Origin of the sequence: Streptomyces sp. P3, assembly GCF_003032475.1 — a bacterium.
GTDB lineage: Bacteria > Actinomycetota > Actinomycetes > Streptomycetales > Streptomycetaceae > Streptomyces.
Map to the genome: position 1 here is coordinate 6199221 of NZ_CP028369.1, position 16018 is coordinate 6215238.

Sequence of the window (16018 nt, forward strand, 5' to 3'; positions counted from 1 at the left end):
TCCCTGGATGGCCTCTCGTTCCACGGTGCCCCGAAGGCGGACGGTGGTGCGTGGGCCGAGAGGGTCCCCGTGGGTGCCCAACGGTCCCTTGTGGGCGGTCGTGACCCGGCACCGTCAGTACAGCGATGGTGGCCACGCCAGCAGCACACCGGCGATGACGTCGACATCGAGCAGCACGCCGCGGGACAGCCAGGGGTTGAACCACAGGGCCTTGAGCGCAAGGCCGACGTAGGCCGCGGTGAGTGCCGCGGTCGTCCAGCCGCCGCTCCGCACCGCGGCGGCGGCGCACGCGATGACGCACAGGACGGTGGTGGCCGAGGCGAGGGCGACGGCGGCCCTCCCCAGGGCTCGGACCTGGGGCAGTCCGGCCGCGGCGAAGGCCCAGGAGTGCCGCGGGTCGAACGGCTCGCTCCTGCCGGCCGGCGCCAGCCAGGCCGGCAGATGGAGGAGACCGTGCACGAACAGGAAGACGGAGACGAATGCCGTAGTCACGACAGGTCTTTACGGTTCCTGGCCGCCCTGGCCGCCCTGGCCGCCCTGGCCGCCCTGGTCGAGCCGGAACGGCGGATACACGTCGGTGAGGAGGGCCGCGTAGGCGGCCACGCGCAGCATCCAGCGGTTGAGCCCGATCACGAGGTCGAAGATGCCGCGCGGGTAGCGCTTGGTGGCTGCCAGGGCGATCCCGGCGAACAGGGTGAGCAGCCCGAGCAGCCCGTCCGAGAACCAGACCACGCGGACTCCGCCGAGGACGAAGCCCAGGATCAGGTAGTGGGGGATGGCCAGCAGCCACCACTTCACCAGGACCAGGCCCCGGGAGAGCTGTTCGGGGTACGCGACGTCCCAGTGTGTGGGGTAGTCGGGGACGTCGGCGAGCGTGAAGGGCGGGTAGCGGTCGGTGCCCAGAGCGCCGTACGCGTAGTACGCCACCCGCCAACTCCAGCGCAGTACACCGGTATTGAAGTCGAACAGAGCGCGTGGGTACCGGCCCGTGATGAGGTTGCCGCGACAGGGGGACGACCGGCCCCGATGTGAGGGGCGGTCGGCGGTTCACGTGCCGGAACTGGTGGTCAGCCGGTGGCGCAGCGCGAGGGACGCGAGGGTGACCAGGGCAGTGGCGAAGGCCGCGAGGACCGTCAGCTCGCGAAGGATCGCCGACAGGTCCCCGTTGCGCGACAGCAGCGTCGTCCACGCGTCGACCGCCCAGGCCTGCGGCACCGCGTGCCCTGTGGTCTCCAGCCAGTCCGGGACCACGGCCAGCGGCCACATGCAGCCGCCCAGCATGCCCATCCCGATGCCGAGCGCGGGGCCGATCGCGTGCACCTGTTCCGGGGTTCGGAACACGGCCCCGGCCAGCACACCGGCGCCGGTGCCGACGAGCGCCCACACGGCGACCAGGACAGTCGCGGCGAGCGGATCGCCCCAGGCGACGTCGAAGGCCAGCGCGCCGATGCCGACGATCAGCATTGACTGCAGGAGGGCCAGCAGAAGGTAGGCGACCGTCTCGCCGAGCACCAGGGTGCGGGCCGCGACGGGCGCCGCGAGCGCCCGCGTGTACACCCCGGTCCTCCGTGTCTCCACGATGGCCGCACCTCCGGCCAGGGCGTTGATGAACACGAACAGCACCAGCATGGTCGGGGTGCTGTAGCTGTAGCCGAGTGGGAGGAAATCGCTCTGGCCGTTGACGGTTTCGCTGCGTACGGCGATCGGAGTCGCGGCCTGTTCGGCGCCGCGGGCGAGCGCGAGGTTGGTGTCGAAGTCGCCGCCGGCCTCGTCGCCGGCGAACCGGGCGGCCTGCAGGCGCGCAGCGTGCTCGGTGACGACTGCCGACACCGAGGTCACCGCCGAGTGGCCGGCGCTGCCCGAGGGCTCCACGAGGACCCGTACGGTGACGGAACGCCCGGCACGTACGTCCGCGTCAAGGCCGGACGGCATCAGCACGATCGCGTCCAGTTCGGCGCGGCGCAGCGCGTTCCGCGCCTCCTCGGCGGTGTCGTAGGTGCGGGTTCGCAACCCGGGTGCGTCCTCCAGATCCGAAGTCAACTCCCTCGTCACCGGCCCTGCTTGGGCGGCAGGGACGAGACCGACCCGGAACTGGTCGAAGCCGCTGACGGTGACCCCGATGACGACGATGATGGCGATCGGGAGCAGCACCATGAAGAACAGCGCCGTGCGGTCGCGCAGGGTGCGCACGAGGGTGGCCCGGGTTACCGCGAGCGCGGTCATGATGTCCTCCTCAGCCGAAGGAGCAGTGCCGTCACCGCGGCCACGACGATCGAGAACGAAGCGATGCCCAGGAGCGGGGCGCCGACGGCGTCCCAGCCGCGCACCCCGGTGCCCAGGTCGGTGAAGCCGCGCAGGGCCCAGCCGTTGGGCGTGAACAGGGCCAGGGTGCGGATCGCCGGTGTCGTGCCGGAGGCGAAGACGAAGTTGCCACCGAGCAGGACGAGCGCGAAGACCAGGATCGACGCGAGCCCCTGGGCCTGCTGCTCGGTGCGTACCAGCGCGATGACCAGCGCGGTCAGACACACCACGCACACCGCCATGGCCACGCTGAGCGCCGCGACCCCGAGCGGGTCCGCCCAGCTGGCGCCGAAGGCGAGCCATGACACGACCGTCACGGTGGCCAGCCCGGCCAGACTGTAGACGAACGTCGACACCGACTTGCCGAGCAGCAGTGCACCGCGCCCGACGGGTGCCGCAGCGATCCGGTCGAGGGTGCCCTGCTGCTGCTCGATGAAGTAGCCGCGCGCCCCGAAGCCGACTGTGAACAGTACGAAGAACATGCCCATGCTGGGCCCGAAGTAGCTGATCACCTTCAGCGGGTCGTCGGGAAGGCCTTGCGGCTGGACTTGCTCGGGCAGCCGCAACAGGGCTGCCTTGGCGGCGAGTTCGGGGATGTCGCGCTGTGGGGCGCCTGCGGCGATGGCTGTGGCGACCGACAGTCGGCCGGCGTTGACCTGGGCGACGTACGACTCGGTGACGGCCCGGGCGAGCTGGGCCTGCAGGCCGTAGTCGACGCTGTCCAGGACCCGGACCGGTGCGGCCGCGGTTCCCCGCAGCGACTCGGTGAACCCGTCGGGTACGACGATGGCGGCGTGCACGCTGCCATCGTCCACGGCCCGTCGGGCGGCGCTCTCGTCGTCGTAGGACTGCACTTGGACCGTGCCTTGGAGCTCCGGGCTCTTCAGGACCTGGGTGAGTCCGGTGGCGGCCGGGCCCCGGTCCAGGTCGACGACGCCGATGTTCGCGCGGAACGAGTCGTTGTTGTTGAACGCCATGGCCATGAGGGCCGAGATCAGTATGGGTGCCAGGAACACGATCACCCAGGCGGACCGGTCGCGCAGCCGCTGTCTGAGGTCCTTGGCAGCGATGGCGAGTACGACGTGCATGGCGGCTCACTCCCTCAGGGCGGTGCCGGTCAGGTGGAGGAAGACGGCCTCCAGGTCGGGCTCGTCGATCTCCACGCTGCGGATGTCGGCGCCCTGTGCGTGGGCGAGATCGAGGAGGTCCGGCAGCAGGCTGCGGGCGTCCTTGACGACCAGTTCCACGACGTCGCCGTTGCCGACGGTCCGTGCCGCGCCCTCGACGCGGGCGAGGCGGCTGCACGCGTCGGCGTACGCCGCCAGGTTGCCCACGGCGGTCAGCCGCACCCGGTCCCGCTCGGCGACCAGCGCCACCAGCTCGCGTGGGGTGCCCTCGGCGACCAGGCGGCCGCGGTCGATGATGCCGACGCGGTCGCAGAGCCGTTCGGCCTCTTCCATGTAGTGCGTGGTGTAGAGGATGGCCATGCCTTCCTCGCCGAAGCGGGTGACGCTCTCGAGGATGGCGTGCCGGCTCTGCGGGTCGACGCCGACGGTCGGCTCGTCCAGCACCAGCAGTGTCGGCGAATGCACCAGCCCGGCACCGATGTTGAGGCGCCTGCGCATGCCGCCCGACAGGGAGTCGACGCGGTCGTGCGCCCGTGCGCCGAGGTCGACGAGGTGCAGCACCTCGTCGACGCGGCGCTCCAACTGGCGGCGGGGGAGCCGGTAGAGGCGGCCGAAGAAGCGGAGGTTCTCGCGGACGCTGAGGTCGGGGTAGAGGGCCACGTCCTGTGGGACGAAGCCGATGAGCTGCTTGGCCGGCCCGGCGGCGGTGCTCACCGGTTGCCCCGCCACGTGCACGGTCCCGGTGTCGGGGCGTAGCAGTCCGCACACCATCCTGATCGTCGTCGTCTTGCCCGCGCCGTTCGGCCCCAGCAGGCCGTACGTCTCGCCCGGCGCGATGCGCAGGCTCACGTCGTCGACGGCGGTCCGCTCACCGAACCGCCGGACCAGGTGGCCGCATTCGAGCACGGCCCGGGTGGCGTCGGGGTCCCTCACGGGATCGTTCATGGCATCACCTCATGGTGCGAGGGAGAAGTAGTTCTCCTCTTCCTGTGTGAAGTGCAGGCGCAGCACGCTGTGCTGCCCGTAGAGACAGGCGCGCAGGTCGTCGAGCTGCTCGAAGGTGAGGGCGCGGCGCTCCGTCTCGGCGTGCGCGCGGCTCATCGTCGCCGTGGCCTCCGGGCCGCCGAGCGTGGGCGCGAGCGCGGGGCAGAGCTGGTTTTCCTCGGCGTGCTCGTGCGGCAACAGCCCTTCCTCCTCGGCTTCCTGTCTGCCTGAAGGGCGTGGGAGGTACCCCCATCGCGGGCGCGACGCTCGCGGCGGAACCGTCGAGTCCGACGACGGCAGGGCCGGTCATGGCACACCTCCGGGTTGGTGCGGCAGACGAAACCTGACCGCATTTGCGCCTCCTCCACCCAGGCTGACCGCGCGAGGCCCGGCGCGGGAGGGCCGGACGGTATGCCCTCGGGGCCCGTATGGCCCAGTGCGGGACCGTCTCGGAAGGCCGAGGCTGATAGCCGTGGAGGCGAGCCGGGGACCGCCCGGCCGGCGATGCCGGGCACGGCCGCCTGCGCTGTCATTGTCCCGCCGCGCAGGACAGGACCGCCCGGCGAGGACGGGAGCGTCCGGAGAGGGGAGAGCTGCCATGAGTGGCCCCATGGGTGGTCCGGTTGTGGTGGGCGTCGACGGCTCGCCGTCGAGTCTGGCCGCGGTGGAGACCGCGGCGTGGGAGGCAGAGCGGCGTGGGACGGGCCTGCGGCTGACGCACGCCCTCGTATGGCCGTCGACGCACGTCCCGCCTGGTATACCGCCCTGGGATCCGGACGGCGGAGGGCTGCGGGACCGGGTGAACGGTTCCTTGACCGAAGCCGAGCGGAGGGCGCGAAGCGTCGCGCCGCAGGTCACGATCACGTGTGACGTCCTCTTCGGCGAGCCCGCGGCCGTACTGGAGATCGAGACGCGTACCGCGTCGCTCACCGTGGTGGGCGGACGCCGAGCGACCCGCGACGGCGTTCTGCTGCACGACTCCGTCGCCGACCGGCTGACCGCCCACGGCCGTTGTCCCACCCTGGTCGTGCGGGGCAGGCCGGAGCCGGCCGGTCCTGTCGTGCTGGCCGACGACGCCTCACCGGCCCTCACGGCAGCGGCCGAATTCGCTTTCGCCGAAGCCTTGGGGCGCGGCGCCGATCTCGTCGTCCTGCACACACGGGCCGGGAACGGTCGGCTACCCCTCGGCCCGCTGTCCAGCCTGCGGACGAAGTACCCGGACGTTGCCGTGCGCCCCCGATGGCTGCGGGGCAGGGAGGGCCGAGTCCTCGTCGAGGCGAGTGCGGACGCGCAGCTTGTCGTGGTCGGCGCGCGTCACCGGGTCCGGAACACGCTGCCCGGCTCGGTCGGCCGGATGCTGCTGCGGCACGCGCACTGCCCCGTGGCCGTCGTCCCGAGCGCAAAGGTGTGACCGTGGACGGACCGACGAGGGCTGAGACCGTGCCATCGGTATCGGCGGCGGAACGCGCCACCGGGGCGTCGGACCCTTACCGTCTGACCCTCACACGGGTCGCCGAACAGCTGCGCGTCGATCCAGCCGTAGGACTGAGCACGCGGGCGACCGCCGAACGCGCGCAGGTCCACAGGCCTAATCGACTGGCCGAACCGGCCCGGCGGCCCGAGTGGGCTTCCCGCCGTCCTGGCATTGACCCTCGCTCTCGGGGTGCACCGGATGGCGCGCCGCGGCGCCATCGTCAAACGCCTGGCCTCGGTGGAGTCGCTCGGCTCAGCGACCGTTGGGTGCAGCGACAAGACCGGCACGCTGACCCTCAACGAGATGACCGTACGGGCTTTGTGGACCGGCGGGAGGCTCTACGACGTCACCGGCGAGGGCTACGCCACGAAGGGCACCGTCCGCGGCGCCGAGGCACACTCCATCCAGCTCGGGACCGTGCAGTGCGACGCGACCGCGAGCAGCGCTGCGTGGCGCTGCTGGGAGAGCCCAGGCGGCGGTGTGATCGTGAGGCGGATCGACGCGACACGGGCGGGGCGGTCGCAGGCCATGGTGAACTCCATACGGACCCGGAGCCCGGTGCGGTGCAGGCCATGGCGGAGGAGATAGCGGCCCGCGTGGAAGGCGACGCAGGTGGCGAGCGACGCGGCGAACAGTTCGACGGCGTACTTCGTCCAAAGCCGCCATGCGGAAGACGAGTCTGGCCAGGAACGCTCAACCCGCCGTACGGGAATGTGCCGTGCGCGAGAGGGCCCGTACGCCTCACGGTGAACGGGCCCTGAAGCGCGAGGAGATCGCGCCGAACGCGAAGCGGGCCGTGTCATCGGCGGCACGGACCGCCCACGGACGGGCGATGAGTCCTCGGGTCGTCAGCGCACCTTGTTCAGCTTCTCGAGCGCCTTGGCGAGGCCGTTGGCCCACAGCTGGTTGACGCGCGAGCGCTCGGTCGTGTTGGGGTAGCGGTTGGTGCAGGACGTGCCGGGTCCGCCGCCCGACATCAGTTCGCTGCACGGGCCGGTGTAGTGGTCCGGCAGCCCCAGCACGTGACCGGTCTCGTGCGCGGCGACGCGGATCGAGTCGTACTGCCGGTTCTGGGCGTAGTCGAGGAAGATGTAGCCCCTGCCGTGGCCGTTGGTGGAGGCGTACGAGCCCCGGGAGTCGTTGCCCTCGTAGTAGGCGAAGTCGCCGCTGCCCGAGGTGGACTGCAACTTGACGTTGCTCACGGAACTGTTCCATATCGAGGCGGCGCTCGATATCTGGGAGCGGAAGTTCGGCGCCTGGGAGGCGTTGTAGTAGACGGTCACCGACTGCAGGCTCGGGTTGGCCGCCTGCTTCTCGGCGACCGAGTCGAGGACCGCTTCGAAGAACGCCTTGTTGTTCGCCGACTCCTGGGCCGAACCGGTGTAACCGGTGACAGGGGCGGCGGCGGAGCCGGTTGTCTGGGCGCTCGCCGGGACCGCGCTGCCAAGGGCCGCGAACGTCACGCCCAGGCCGAGCGCCAGCAGTCTTCTGGAGGCCTTCGCGGACGTGGAGGACCTACGGGTGGATGTCATGTGGGGGGCTCCTACTCGTTCGTGTGGGGTGGTGAACGATCGGTAGGGCCGAGTGTGGGGCAGCCGGTCGGCCGCGGGGATGATGGCAACCGGGGATAGCACACGGCTATCGGAGCGACTCGTGTTGTTATGTTGGCGTTTGAACATCTGGCGTCTCGTCAGACCCAGCCCCTACGCTCCGCGCATGGAGCTCGAGGTGAGGCACTTACGCGTGCTGTGCGCCATCGCCGACGCCGGCAGTCTGCACAAGGCGGCTCGCGAACTGGGCATGGCCCAGCCCTCGTTGAGCACCCAGCTGCGCCGTATCGAGCAGCTGCTGGGCGGCCGGCTCTTCGTCCGTGACTCCAGGGGCAGCCGCCCCACGCCGTTGGGTCAGGTCGTGGTCAGCCGCGCACGGCCGCTGGTGGACGAATTCTCCGCGATCGTGACCGAGACCCGGGCCGCGGCCGCCCACACGGCGGGCGGCCCCCGGCTGCGTATCGGCGCCACCGCCAGCCGGGCGATCCCGGGCTGGCTCAGCCGGCTGCGCGCCCGCAGGCCCGCGGTCGAGCCCGGCCTGCAGATGGACGTGTCCGCGAACGCCCTGCTGCGGCAGGTGGCCGAGGGCAGGCTCGACCTGGCGTTCGTGCACGAGGTCGAGGGCAGCCCGCTGCGCGTCCCGAACGGGCTGTGTCTGCGCGTCCTGGTGGAGCGCGAACCCCAGTTCGTCACCATGGCCGCCGACCATCCCGCGGCGGCCCACCCCGAGGTGCGTCTCGCGGACCTCGCTCACGACCGCTGGATGGTGGACGCCACGGTCGACGGGGAGTGGGACGGGGTGTGCCGAGTGCTGCGCGCCGCCGGGATCAAGCCCGATCTGCTGCACGGTGACTACCTCACCGCCTACCTCCTGGCCGCCATCGGCGAAGTCGTCACGGTCAGTCAGCCGACCGCACTGCCGCCCCGCCCCGACCTGGTCATCCGGCCCCTGCACGGCGACCCGATCGGTGTGCGGCTGCTGCTCGCGGCCCGCACGAACGCCGAACTCGACGCCGAATCACCGGAGTTGGAAAGAGCATACTGGGAAGCGGCCTGCCAGGCGCCTGCATACCAGGAGTGGCTGGCGCGCGGAGCCGCCGGACGGCCGGCACAGACACTGCGGGCGGTGGGAGCCTGAACAGCGACGAGTTCCAGGCTGTCGCGCAGTCAGGGCCGCAGACCGCGCGGCAGCCCGGCACCGGGTGGGCGCTACCCCTCGCTCCGGCCCCGTGCAGCGCGATCAGGGGCAGCTCTCACCGAACTTGACCGCTGTGAACTCGACGGGCTGCCCGTTCAGTTTCTCTCCGGCGGCGGGCTTTTGCGTGCATACCTGCCAGTTCGACTCGACGAGCACGAACCGGTCCTCGGCGGCGTCCTTCACGGAGATCGACGTCCCGGAGTCGAGGGCGGCGCGGGCGGTCTTCACGCTTTTGCCCGCGAAGTCGGGCATCGTGCCACCGGCCTTGGCCGGCGCGGTCTGGTCCTTGGCAGGGCAGGTTTCGTCGAGTTTCACCGCGCCGAAGTCGAGCTCGGTGTCCACGGACACCACCTTTCCCGCGGCGATGTTCTGGCTGCAGACCTTCCAGTTGCGGTCGAAGGCCTGCATACGGCCGCGGCCGAGGGAGTCGTGGGAGGAGAGGCTGCGGAAACCGGCCGACCGGGCGCTGTCCTGGGCGGATTGCAGTCCCATGCCGATGAAACCGGGGACGGCCTTCGTCTCCGCCTTGCCGTCATCGCCGCCCGCGGTCTTCGACGTGCCGACGGCGGGTGTCGCGCTGCTGCCGGAGGTGTCGTCGGGACCGCAGGCTGATGCGGTGCCTGCGATGACGAGTACGCCGATCGCTGCACCGATGATGTGTCGACTGATCATGATTGCCCCCTGATTGCGCAGATGATGCTGGCGAGCGTAGGACCGACAGGGGGAGCGCGCGCCGGGCGTGACGGTGCTGTGACTCGAATGGGGGGATCCGGGCGCATGTGCGCACCACTCGGTGCTGCCCGGGGTGCCCTGGAGCCGGTGTGCCGGCAGCACGAGGCGGGGTGTTCCACGCCGTCGGGGTTTCACGGGCACAGGTGAGGGCCGGGTGGGCCTTCGCCGCGGTCGCACGCGACGGCGGGGCCCCGCCCGACTCCCCCGAGGACCTCGACGAACGCCGCACGCGGGCTCGCCTCCACTGCCGTGACCTCCCAGCGGCTCGCGGAGCAGCCTCCACAGCCCGGATTCCGGTCAGTGGATGCCGATTTGCGGTCACAATCCGATCAAGGCCGCCTCACCCTTGCTTACCGCGCGGCTTCCGGTCTGACAACATCACCGAAAGATCTGGTCAGTGGTGTCAGCGGGGCTTGGGGGAGCCGGGTGGCGACTTACGGGGGGCGTTTCGGGGTGCGCCCGGGGAGTGCCACGCTCGTCCTGGCGAGGGCACGAGCCCATCGGGCGCTGATCACGGCCGCGCTCGTCACCGTCCTGCTCACCACGTCCGTGCTGGCGGCCTTGGCCGCCTACTCGGCCGCGATGGGCGACGCGGCCCTGCGCCATTCGCTGGCCGGGCCACGCAACGCCGCCGACGCCGCGCTGGTCGTCACGGCCGAGGTGGCGGCCGACGACCGCCGCGCCGCCGACACCGCCGTGCGCGACGGCGCCCGCCGTACCTTCGACGGACTGCCGGTGACCGTGCGGACGCTGGTGCGCTCCGGCCCGTACGCCCTGCCCGCGACCACCAGGACGGCAGCCGCCCGGCCCGGCGACAAAGCCGACCTCACACACTTCGCGACGCTCGACTCCACCCGGGTGCGGTTCAGCGAGGGACGGCCCCCGCGCGCGGGCACCCACGACGTCGAGGTGGCGCTGCCCGAGACCGCCGCACGGCGGCTTCGGCTCGCGCCGGGCGCCCGCCTCACCGTCACCGACCGGCTCGGCGGGCCGTCCGTACCGATCGCCGTCACCGGCGTGTACCGGCCCGCCGACCCTGCCTCCCCCTATTGGCTGACAGACGAACTGGGCGGCCGGGGCGTACGACGGACGTCCGACTTCACCACCTACGGACCCCTCCTGACGGCGCCCTCCGTGGTCACCGGCGGCCGGGTGAGCGAGGGACCGTCCGCGTGGCTCGCCTCCGCCGACTTCACCCGCTTCACCGCCGACCGCATCGACGCCCTGCGCACCTCCGCGCGCACCGGGCCGGCCGCCCTGCTCAAGCTGCGCACCAGGGACGGCGGCGAAGGCGGGACGACCGCGAGCACCGCTCTGCCCGAAGTCCTCGACCGCGTCGAGCGCTCCCTGCTCGTCTCCCGCTCCACCCTCCTGATCGTCGCCCTCCAACTCGCGCTGCTCGCGGCCTGCGCGCTGCTGCTCGTGGCCCGGCTGCTCGCCGCCGAACGCACCACCGAGACCCGGCTGCTGCGCGCCCGCGGTGCCTCCCGCGCCGCCCTCGCCCGCCTCGCCGCCCTGGAGGCGCTGCTGCTGGCCGGGCCCGCGCTGCTCATCGCCCCGCTGCTGGCAGGCCCGCTGACCCGGCTGCTCGCCGGACACGGGGCGCCGGCCCGGATCGGGCTGGAGCTCGAGGCGCCGGCCGGCGGACGGCCCGCGGTGTGGCTGACAGCGGCCGCGGTGGCGCTGGGGTGCGCGCTGGCGGTGACCCTGCCGGCGGTCGCGTCCACCGGGTTCCGCACGTTGCGCGCCCGCCCTCTGCCCGCTCGGCTGCGGGCCGGCGCGGATCTGGGGCTGACGGCGGTGGCCGGGGTCGCCTTCTGGCAACTGAACCGCCGTACGTCGGGCGCGGTGAGCGCGGACACGGCCGGCGCCCTGGGCATCGACCCGCTGCTGGTCACCGCGCCCGCCCTCGCGCTGCTGGCCGGCGCCGTCCTGACCCTGCGTCTGCTGCCGCCCGCCGCGCGCCTCGCCGAACGCCGGGCGGCGGGCGGGCGGGGGCTGGCCGTGGCGCTGGCCGGCTGGCAGCTCAGCCGCCGACCGGGGCACGGCGCCGGACCCGTACTGCTGCTCGTGCCGGCCGTCGCGCTCGGCGTGCTGGCGATCGGCCAGGGCTCCTCCCTGGGGCGCTCGCAGGACGACCAGGCCGACTTCGCGGCAGGCGCGCCGGTACGCATCCTGGGCACCGGCGGCGGCGAGCTCGGCCTCACACAGGAGTACGCGGCCGTGCCGCATGTGAGCGAAGCCGCCCCCGCCGTGCGGACGACGCTGCCGCTGTCCGGCGACCGCACGGCGACGGTGCTGGCGCTGGACACCGCGCACGCGGCGGACACCGTCCTGATGCGCCCCGACCTCGCGCCCGCCCCGATGAACGGGCTGCTGGCGGGGCTGGGACCGGCGGGCGAGTCGGCGGGCGCACGCGTACCCGCCGGGGCGACCCGGATCACGCTGACGGCGACCCTGCTCAGTTCGGTGCCGGGCACGCAGAGCGCGGCGACCGTGACCCAGACGCTGGAGGACGACCACGGCGTCCCCTACCCGCTGCCGTCCGGCAGCCTCCCCGCCGACGCCCGCCCGCACACACTCTCGGTCGAACTGCCCAGCGGCCACGGACCGTTGAAACTCACCGGGGTACGGCTCGTGCTGCCCGTGCCGTCGAACCGTGCGGAACAGCACACCCTGACCCTCGACGCCCTGACCGCGACGACCGCCACCGGCACGGCACAACGGGTGCCCCTGCCGGCGGCGCCCTGGACGGTGGCCTCCAGCACCGACGGGCAGGGCTCGGCAGACGCCGGAACCACGCCCGCCCGCCCGGCCGTCCGCCCCGCCGCACACCCGACCGCGGTGTACGGCACGGGCTACGTTCCCTCCGGTCAGCCCTGGCTCAGCCCGTCGCTGACGCTGCGCATGCAGGTGACACAGCCCCGGACCACCATGGTGGCCGCCCTCGCCACGGACCGTTTCCTCGCCTCCGCCGGCGCCCGCCCCGGCCAGACCATGGACATCGTCGTGGAGGGGCAGAACGTGCCCGTGCGGATCGTGCGCGCCCTACGGCAGCTGCCGACGGCCCAGGGCGAGGAGGGAGACGGCGACGGCGGTGCCCTGCTCGTCGATCTGTCCGCCGTGAACCGGGTCCTCCAGGCACGCTACGGGCTCGCCCTCGCGCCCGCCGAGTGGTGGCTGCGGCCGGACTCGTCCTCGCACGGTGCGGACGTCGCCACCGCCCTGCGCGCCCGGCCCGACCTCGATCCCGAGCAGATCGTCGTGCGCGACGAGATCGCCGCCGAACTGCGCGACGATCCGTTCGGCGCGGGCCCGGAGGCCGCGTTCACCGCGGCGGCCGCCGCGGCGGCGATGCTCGCCGCGCTCGGTTTCGCGGTGAGCGCGGCCGGGGCGCTGCGGGAGCGGAACGCCGAGTTCGCGATGCTGCGCGCCCTGGGCGCCCCGCCTGGCCGGCTGGCCCGTGCCGTCGCCGGCGAGCAGAGCGTCCTGGTCGCGCTGGCGCTGGCCGTGGGTACCGGCCTGGGCCTCGCCCTGACCCGTGCGGTGCTGCCGCTCATCGTGCTGACCGGCGAAGCCACCCACCCCGTTCCGGATCTGCTCGTGGTGCTGCCGCCGCTGCGGGTGGCGGCCCTGGTGGCGGCGGTGGCCGCCGTCCCGGTCGTCGTGGTGGCGCTGCCGGCGGTGCGACGGGCCGATCCGGTGCGGGTGCTGCGGGAGGGGGAGTGAACACGGTGATCCCGTTCAGGCGTGGGACGCTCGTCGCCGCCCCGTGGGTCCGCACCCGCCTGCGGTCCGCGCCCGGTGCCGCTCTCGCCCTCGCGCTGCTGGTGGCGGTGACCGCCTGCCTGGCCGCCGCGTTCCCGCGCGCACTGGAGCGGTACGAGGACGCGGGCCTGCGCCACTCCGTCGATCAGGTGCCCCACCTCCGGAGCGTCGTCACGCTGTCCGCCCCGGCGCCGCTGCCGAACCTGCCGCAGGAACAACGCGAGCAGGCACTGCGCCCTGCCACCGTGAAGCGCCACTACGACAGCATCCTCGGCACGGTCCGGCGTCCCCTCGTCCCCGACCCGGGCCAGTCGTCGTACGGCGTGGCCACCTCCACCAACCAGGCGGTGCCCGAGCCCTGGCTGCCCCGGCCGAGCGGGCTGCCCGCCCGGGTCGCCCTCGTCGCACAGGCCGGTCTGGCCGACCACGCCCGGCTGAGCGAGGGCCGTCCGCCGCGCGCGTCCGGCACGGTCACCGCGACGACGCCCGAGGTCGAGGCGGCGGTCAGCGCGGACACCGCCAGGAGCCTGCGCATCAAGGTGGGGTCGGTCCTGCACGTCCCCGGCGCGGGACGGGACACGCTCGCCGTCCGGATCACCGGCATCGTCGAACCGCGCGACCGGGAAGGCGCCTACTGGGCGACCGACATCCTGCTGCGCACGCCCGTTCTGATGCGGGTGTCGCCCGTCGACCCGGAGTCGCCCCGGTACTGGCTCGGCGCCCTGCTGCTGCCGCCCGAGGCCGCTCCCGCGCTGCTGGGCACCGAAGGGCGACCCTACCGCTACTGGCGGCTGGCCCCCGACCCGCACACCCTGCGCCACCGTGACCTGGGCGCGCTCAAGTCCGCACTCGCCGCACTGGTGTCGGGCCCCGGTCTCCAGCAGATACGCACGGCCACCGACCCCCTCACGGACGCCGACACCCGCCTCGACGACGTTCTCGACTCCTACGCCCGCCTGCACGCCGGCGTTTCCCCGCTGATCGCGGTCGCGGCGTTCGGCGGCGGTACGGTCGCCGCCGTAGTCCTGGCGCTGGCGGGCGGTCTGGCCGCCGACCGCCGCCGCACCGAACTGGCCCTGCTGCGCGCTCGCGGCGCCTCGTCGGCCGGCCTCGCGGGCCGCCTGCTCGCGGAGACGGCGGTGGTCGCCGTCCCGGCCGGCGCGCTCGGCCTGGCCGTGGCGATGCGGGCCCTTCCCGGGGCGCGCACCCTGCCCGCCGTACTGGCCGCCCTCGCGGTCACGGTGTTCGCCTGTGTCGCCCTCCCCCTGCGCGCCGCGGCCGCCCACCGGCTCGTCCGCATTCCCGTCCTCCGCGAGGACGTGACGTCCGTACGACCGTCCCGGCGACGCACGGTCGCGGAGCTGACGCTGGCGGCGGTGGCCGTCGGCGCGGTGGTGACCCTGCGCCGGCAGGGGACGTCCGGCGGCTCCGGCGACCAGCTGATCTCGGCGGCACCCGTGCTGGTGGGAGTGATCGCCGCGCTGCTGCTGGTCCGCCTCTACCCCCTTCCGCTGCGCGGCCTGGCAGGCCCGGCCGGGCGGCTGCGTGGGGTGGTGGGCCATCTGGCCCTGGCTCGGGCCGGCCGCGGTTCCGCGTCCGCCGTACTGCCGTTGCTCGCCCTGCTCACCGCCCTGACCACGGCCTCGTTCGGCGGCTCGGTCCTGGCCGGCATCGGCGAGACCAGGGACCACACGGCGCTCCTCGCCGTCGGGGCCGACGCCCGGCTGGAGTCGACCGTCGGTCCACTGCCCTCGGGCCTGGCCGAACGGGTGCGCCGGGTCTCCGGCGTGCGGGACGTGGCCGCGGTGAGCATCGCGTACCAGGCGAAGCCGAACGACGGGCGCCAGGCAGTGCCGGTGGTGGGCGTGGATCCCGGCGGCTATGCGGAGCTGACGAGAAGGACGGGGCTCGGCGCCTTCGCCGAAGCGGCGGTGAGGAAGGGCCGGGGCGGGTCGGGGGCCGGCGCCGCGCTGCCCGCCGTGGCCTCCCCACGCGTGGCGGAAGCCCAGGGTTCGTCCCCGTTCCCCGTCACCATGGAGGACGGCAGCAGTGTCACCGTCCGCATCGTTCTCGTCCGGGACGTCACTCCGGCCGTGCCGGGCGCCGACTTCCTGGTGGTGGACCGCGCGGGCCTCGGCGCCACGGCGGCCGAGCCGACGACGCTGCTGGCGACGGGCCCGGAAGCGGACGGCCGTGCGCTGCGCGAGGCGGCCGGGGACGCGGTGTCGGTCCGGCTCCGCGCCGACGAGAGGGCCCGGTACGTCGACTCGCCCCTCCAGTCCGGAGCCGAGCACCTCTACACTGCGGCGGTGGCGGCAGGCGCCGGCTATGCCGTGCTCGCGCTGCTCCTGTCACTCCTGCGCGCCGCTCCCGAACGCGTCGCGCTGCTCGCCCGGCTCCGCACCATGGGCCTCACCCGTGCGCAGGGCCGCCGCCTGCTCGTCCTGGAGTCCCTGCCCCAGGCCCTGCTCGCCGCGGCCGGCGGTGCCCTGACCGGCTGGTGCGCGATCCGCCTGCTCGCCCCCGGCATGGACCTGACCGCGGTGGCGCTACCGCCCGCGGCCGCTCCCGTGGAGCAGAGCCGGCTGTCGACCGACCCCTGGTCGCTGACGGTGCCCACGCTGAGTGTCGTGGTGATGACGGTGGGCGTCGCCGCGGTACAGGCGTGGTGGGCGGGGAGGAGGGGAGCGGTGCGGGAGTTGAGAGCGGGTGACACCAGGTGAGAAGGGCGACGCACACCGTCGTCGGCGGCCCCGGCCCCGGCCCCGGAATCCGGTGGCCTCGGCACCGGTCCTCGAGGCCCCCGGCGACCCCGGCCCCTGACGCCGGTCGGACCCGGCGGCAGCGATCCCCGCGTCCGGCCGGGATCCCCGGGGCCCTGGCG

At 73.4% G+C, this 16018-nt stretch carries 11 protein-coding genes and 3 pseudogenes; 5 read left to right on the forward strand and 9 right to left on the reverse strand.

Going from position 1 to position 16018, the window contains the following annotated elements; translation table 11 throughout:
- Positions 1-114 precede the first annotated feature (114 nt).
- The 6 genes and pseudogenes from C6376_RS27475 to C6376_RS27500 form a co-directional block, all read right to left on the reverse strand.
- On the reverse strand, positions 115-492 hold the full coding sequence (locus C6376_RS27475) for a hypothetical protein (protein ID WP_107445896.1): 378 nt from the start codon (positions 490-492) through the stop codon (positions 115-117).
- Between the two features lie 9 nt (positions 493-501).
- Positions 502-996: pseudogene (locus tag C6376_RS27480) on the reverse strand (DUF4389 domain-containing protein); the annotation flags it as partial.
- A gap of 51 nt (positions 997-1047) precedes the next feature.
- On the reverse strand, positions 1048-2223 hold the full coding sequence (locus C6376_RS27485) for an ABC transporter permease (RefSeq protein WP_107445898.1): 1176 nt from the start codon (positions 2221-2223) through the stop codon (positions 1048-1050).
- Complete coding sequence (locus C6376_RS27490) at positions 2220-3389, reverse strand: ABC transporter permease (protein ID WP_107445899.1); 1170 nt, start codon at positions 3387-3389, stop codon at positions 2220-2222. Before C6376_RS27490 ends, C6376_RS27485 begins: the two co-directional genes overlap by 4 nt.
- Before the next feature lie 6 nt (positions 3390-3395).
- A complete protein-coding gene (locus tag C6376_RS27495) occupies positions 3396-4373 on the reverse strand; it encodes an ABC transporter ATP-binding protein (RefSeq protein ID WP_107445900.1) in 978 nt (325 codons plus the stop codon).
- A gap of 9 nt (positions 4374-4382) precedes the next feature.
- A pseudogene (locus C6376_RS27500) lies at positions 4383-4619 on the reverse strand (hemerythrin domain-containing protein); the annotation flags it as partial.
- 391 nt (positions 4620-5010) lie between these two features.
- Here C6376_RS27500 and C6376_RS27505 point away from each other — a divergent pair.
- Both C6376_RS27505 and C6376_RS46470 read left to right on the forward strand, forming a co-directional pair.
- The gene (locus C6376_RS27505; RefSeq protein ID WP_254076073.1) at positions 5011-5823 is read left to right on the forward strand and encodes a universal stress protein; all 813 of its coding nucleotides are present in this window, start codon (positions 5011-5013) and stop codon (positions 5821-5823) included.
- Positions 5824-5852: 29 nt separating this feature from the next.
- A pseudogene (locus tag C6376_RS46470) lies at positions 5853-5978 on the forward strand (hypothetical protein); the annotation flags it as partial.
- A gap of 267 nt (positions 5979-6245) precedes the next feature.
- Here the strand turns inward: C6376_RS46470 and C6376_RS27520 are convergent.
- Positions 6246-6689, reverse strand: coding sequence for an OsmC family protein (locus tag C6376_RS27520; RefSeq protein WP_107445902.1), 444 nt, complete (start codon positions 6687-6689; stop codon positions 6246-6248).
- A gap of 45 nt (positions 6690-6734) precedes the next feature.
- Entirely contained in the window at positions 6735-7418 is a 684-nt protein-coding gene (gene snpA / locus C6376_RS27525; RefSeq protein ID WP_107445903.1) for a snapalysin, read from the reverse strand.
- Positions 7419-7602: 184 nt separating this feature from the next.
- Here snpA and C6376_RS27530 point away from each other — a divergent pair, with 184 nt between their 5' ends.
- Complete coding sequence (locus C6376_RS27530) at positions 7603-8574, forward strand: LysR family transcriptional regulator (RefSeq protein WP_107449220.1); 972 nt, start codon at positions 7603-7605, stop codon at positions 8572-8574.
- Between the two features lie 102 nt (positions 8575-8676).
- Here the strand turns inward: C6376_RS27530 and C6376_RS27535 are convergent, their stop codons facing one another.
- Positions 8677-9306: a PASTA domain-containing protein gene (locus C6376_RS27535; protein ID WP_173985742.1), complete on the reverse strand. Its 630-nt coding sequence runs from the start codon at positions 9304-9306 to the stop codon at positions 8677-8679.
- 486 nt (positions 9307-9792) lie between these two features.
- On the opposite strand from C6376_RS27535, the gene C6376_RS27540 reads away from it, so the two are divergent.
- Positions 9793-13095: an ABC transporter permease gene (locus C6376_RS27540; protein WP_254076074.1), complete on the forward strand. Its 3303-nt coding sequence runs from the start codon at positions 9793-9795 to the stop codon at positions 13093-13095.
- Complete coding sequence (locus tag C6376_RS27545) at positions 13092-15857, forward strand: FtsX-like permease family protein (RefSeq protein ID WP_254076075.1); 2766 nt, start codon at positions 13092-13094, stop codon at positions 15855-15857. Before C6376_RS27540 ends, C6376_RS27545 begins: the two co-directional genes overlap by 4 nt.
- Positions 15858-16018 lie beyond the last annotated feature (161 nt).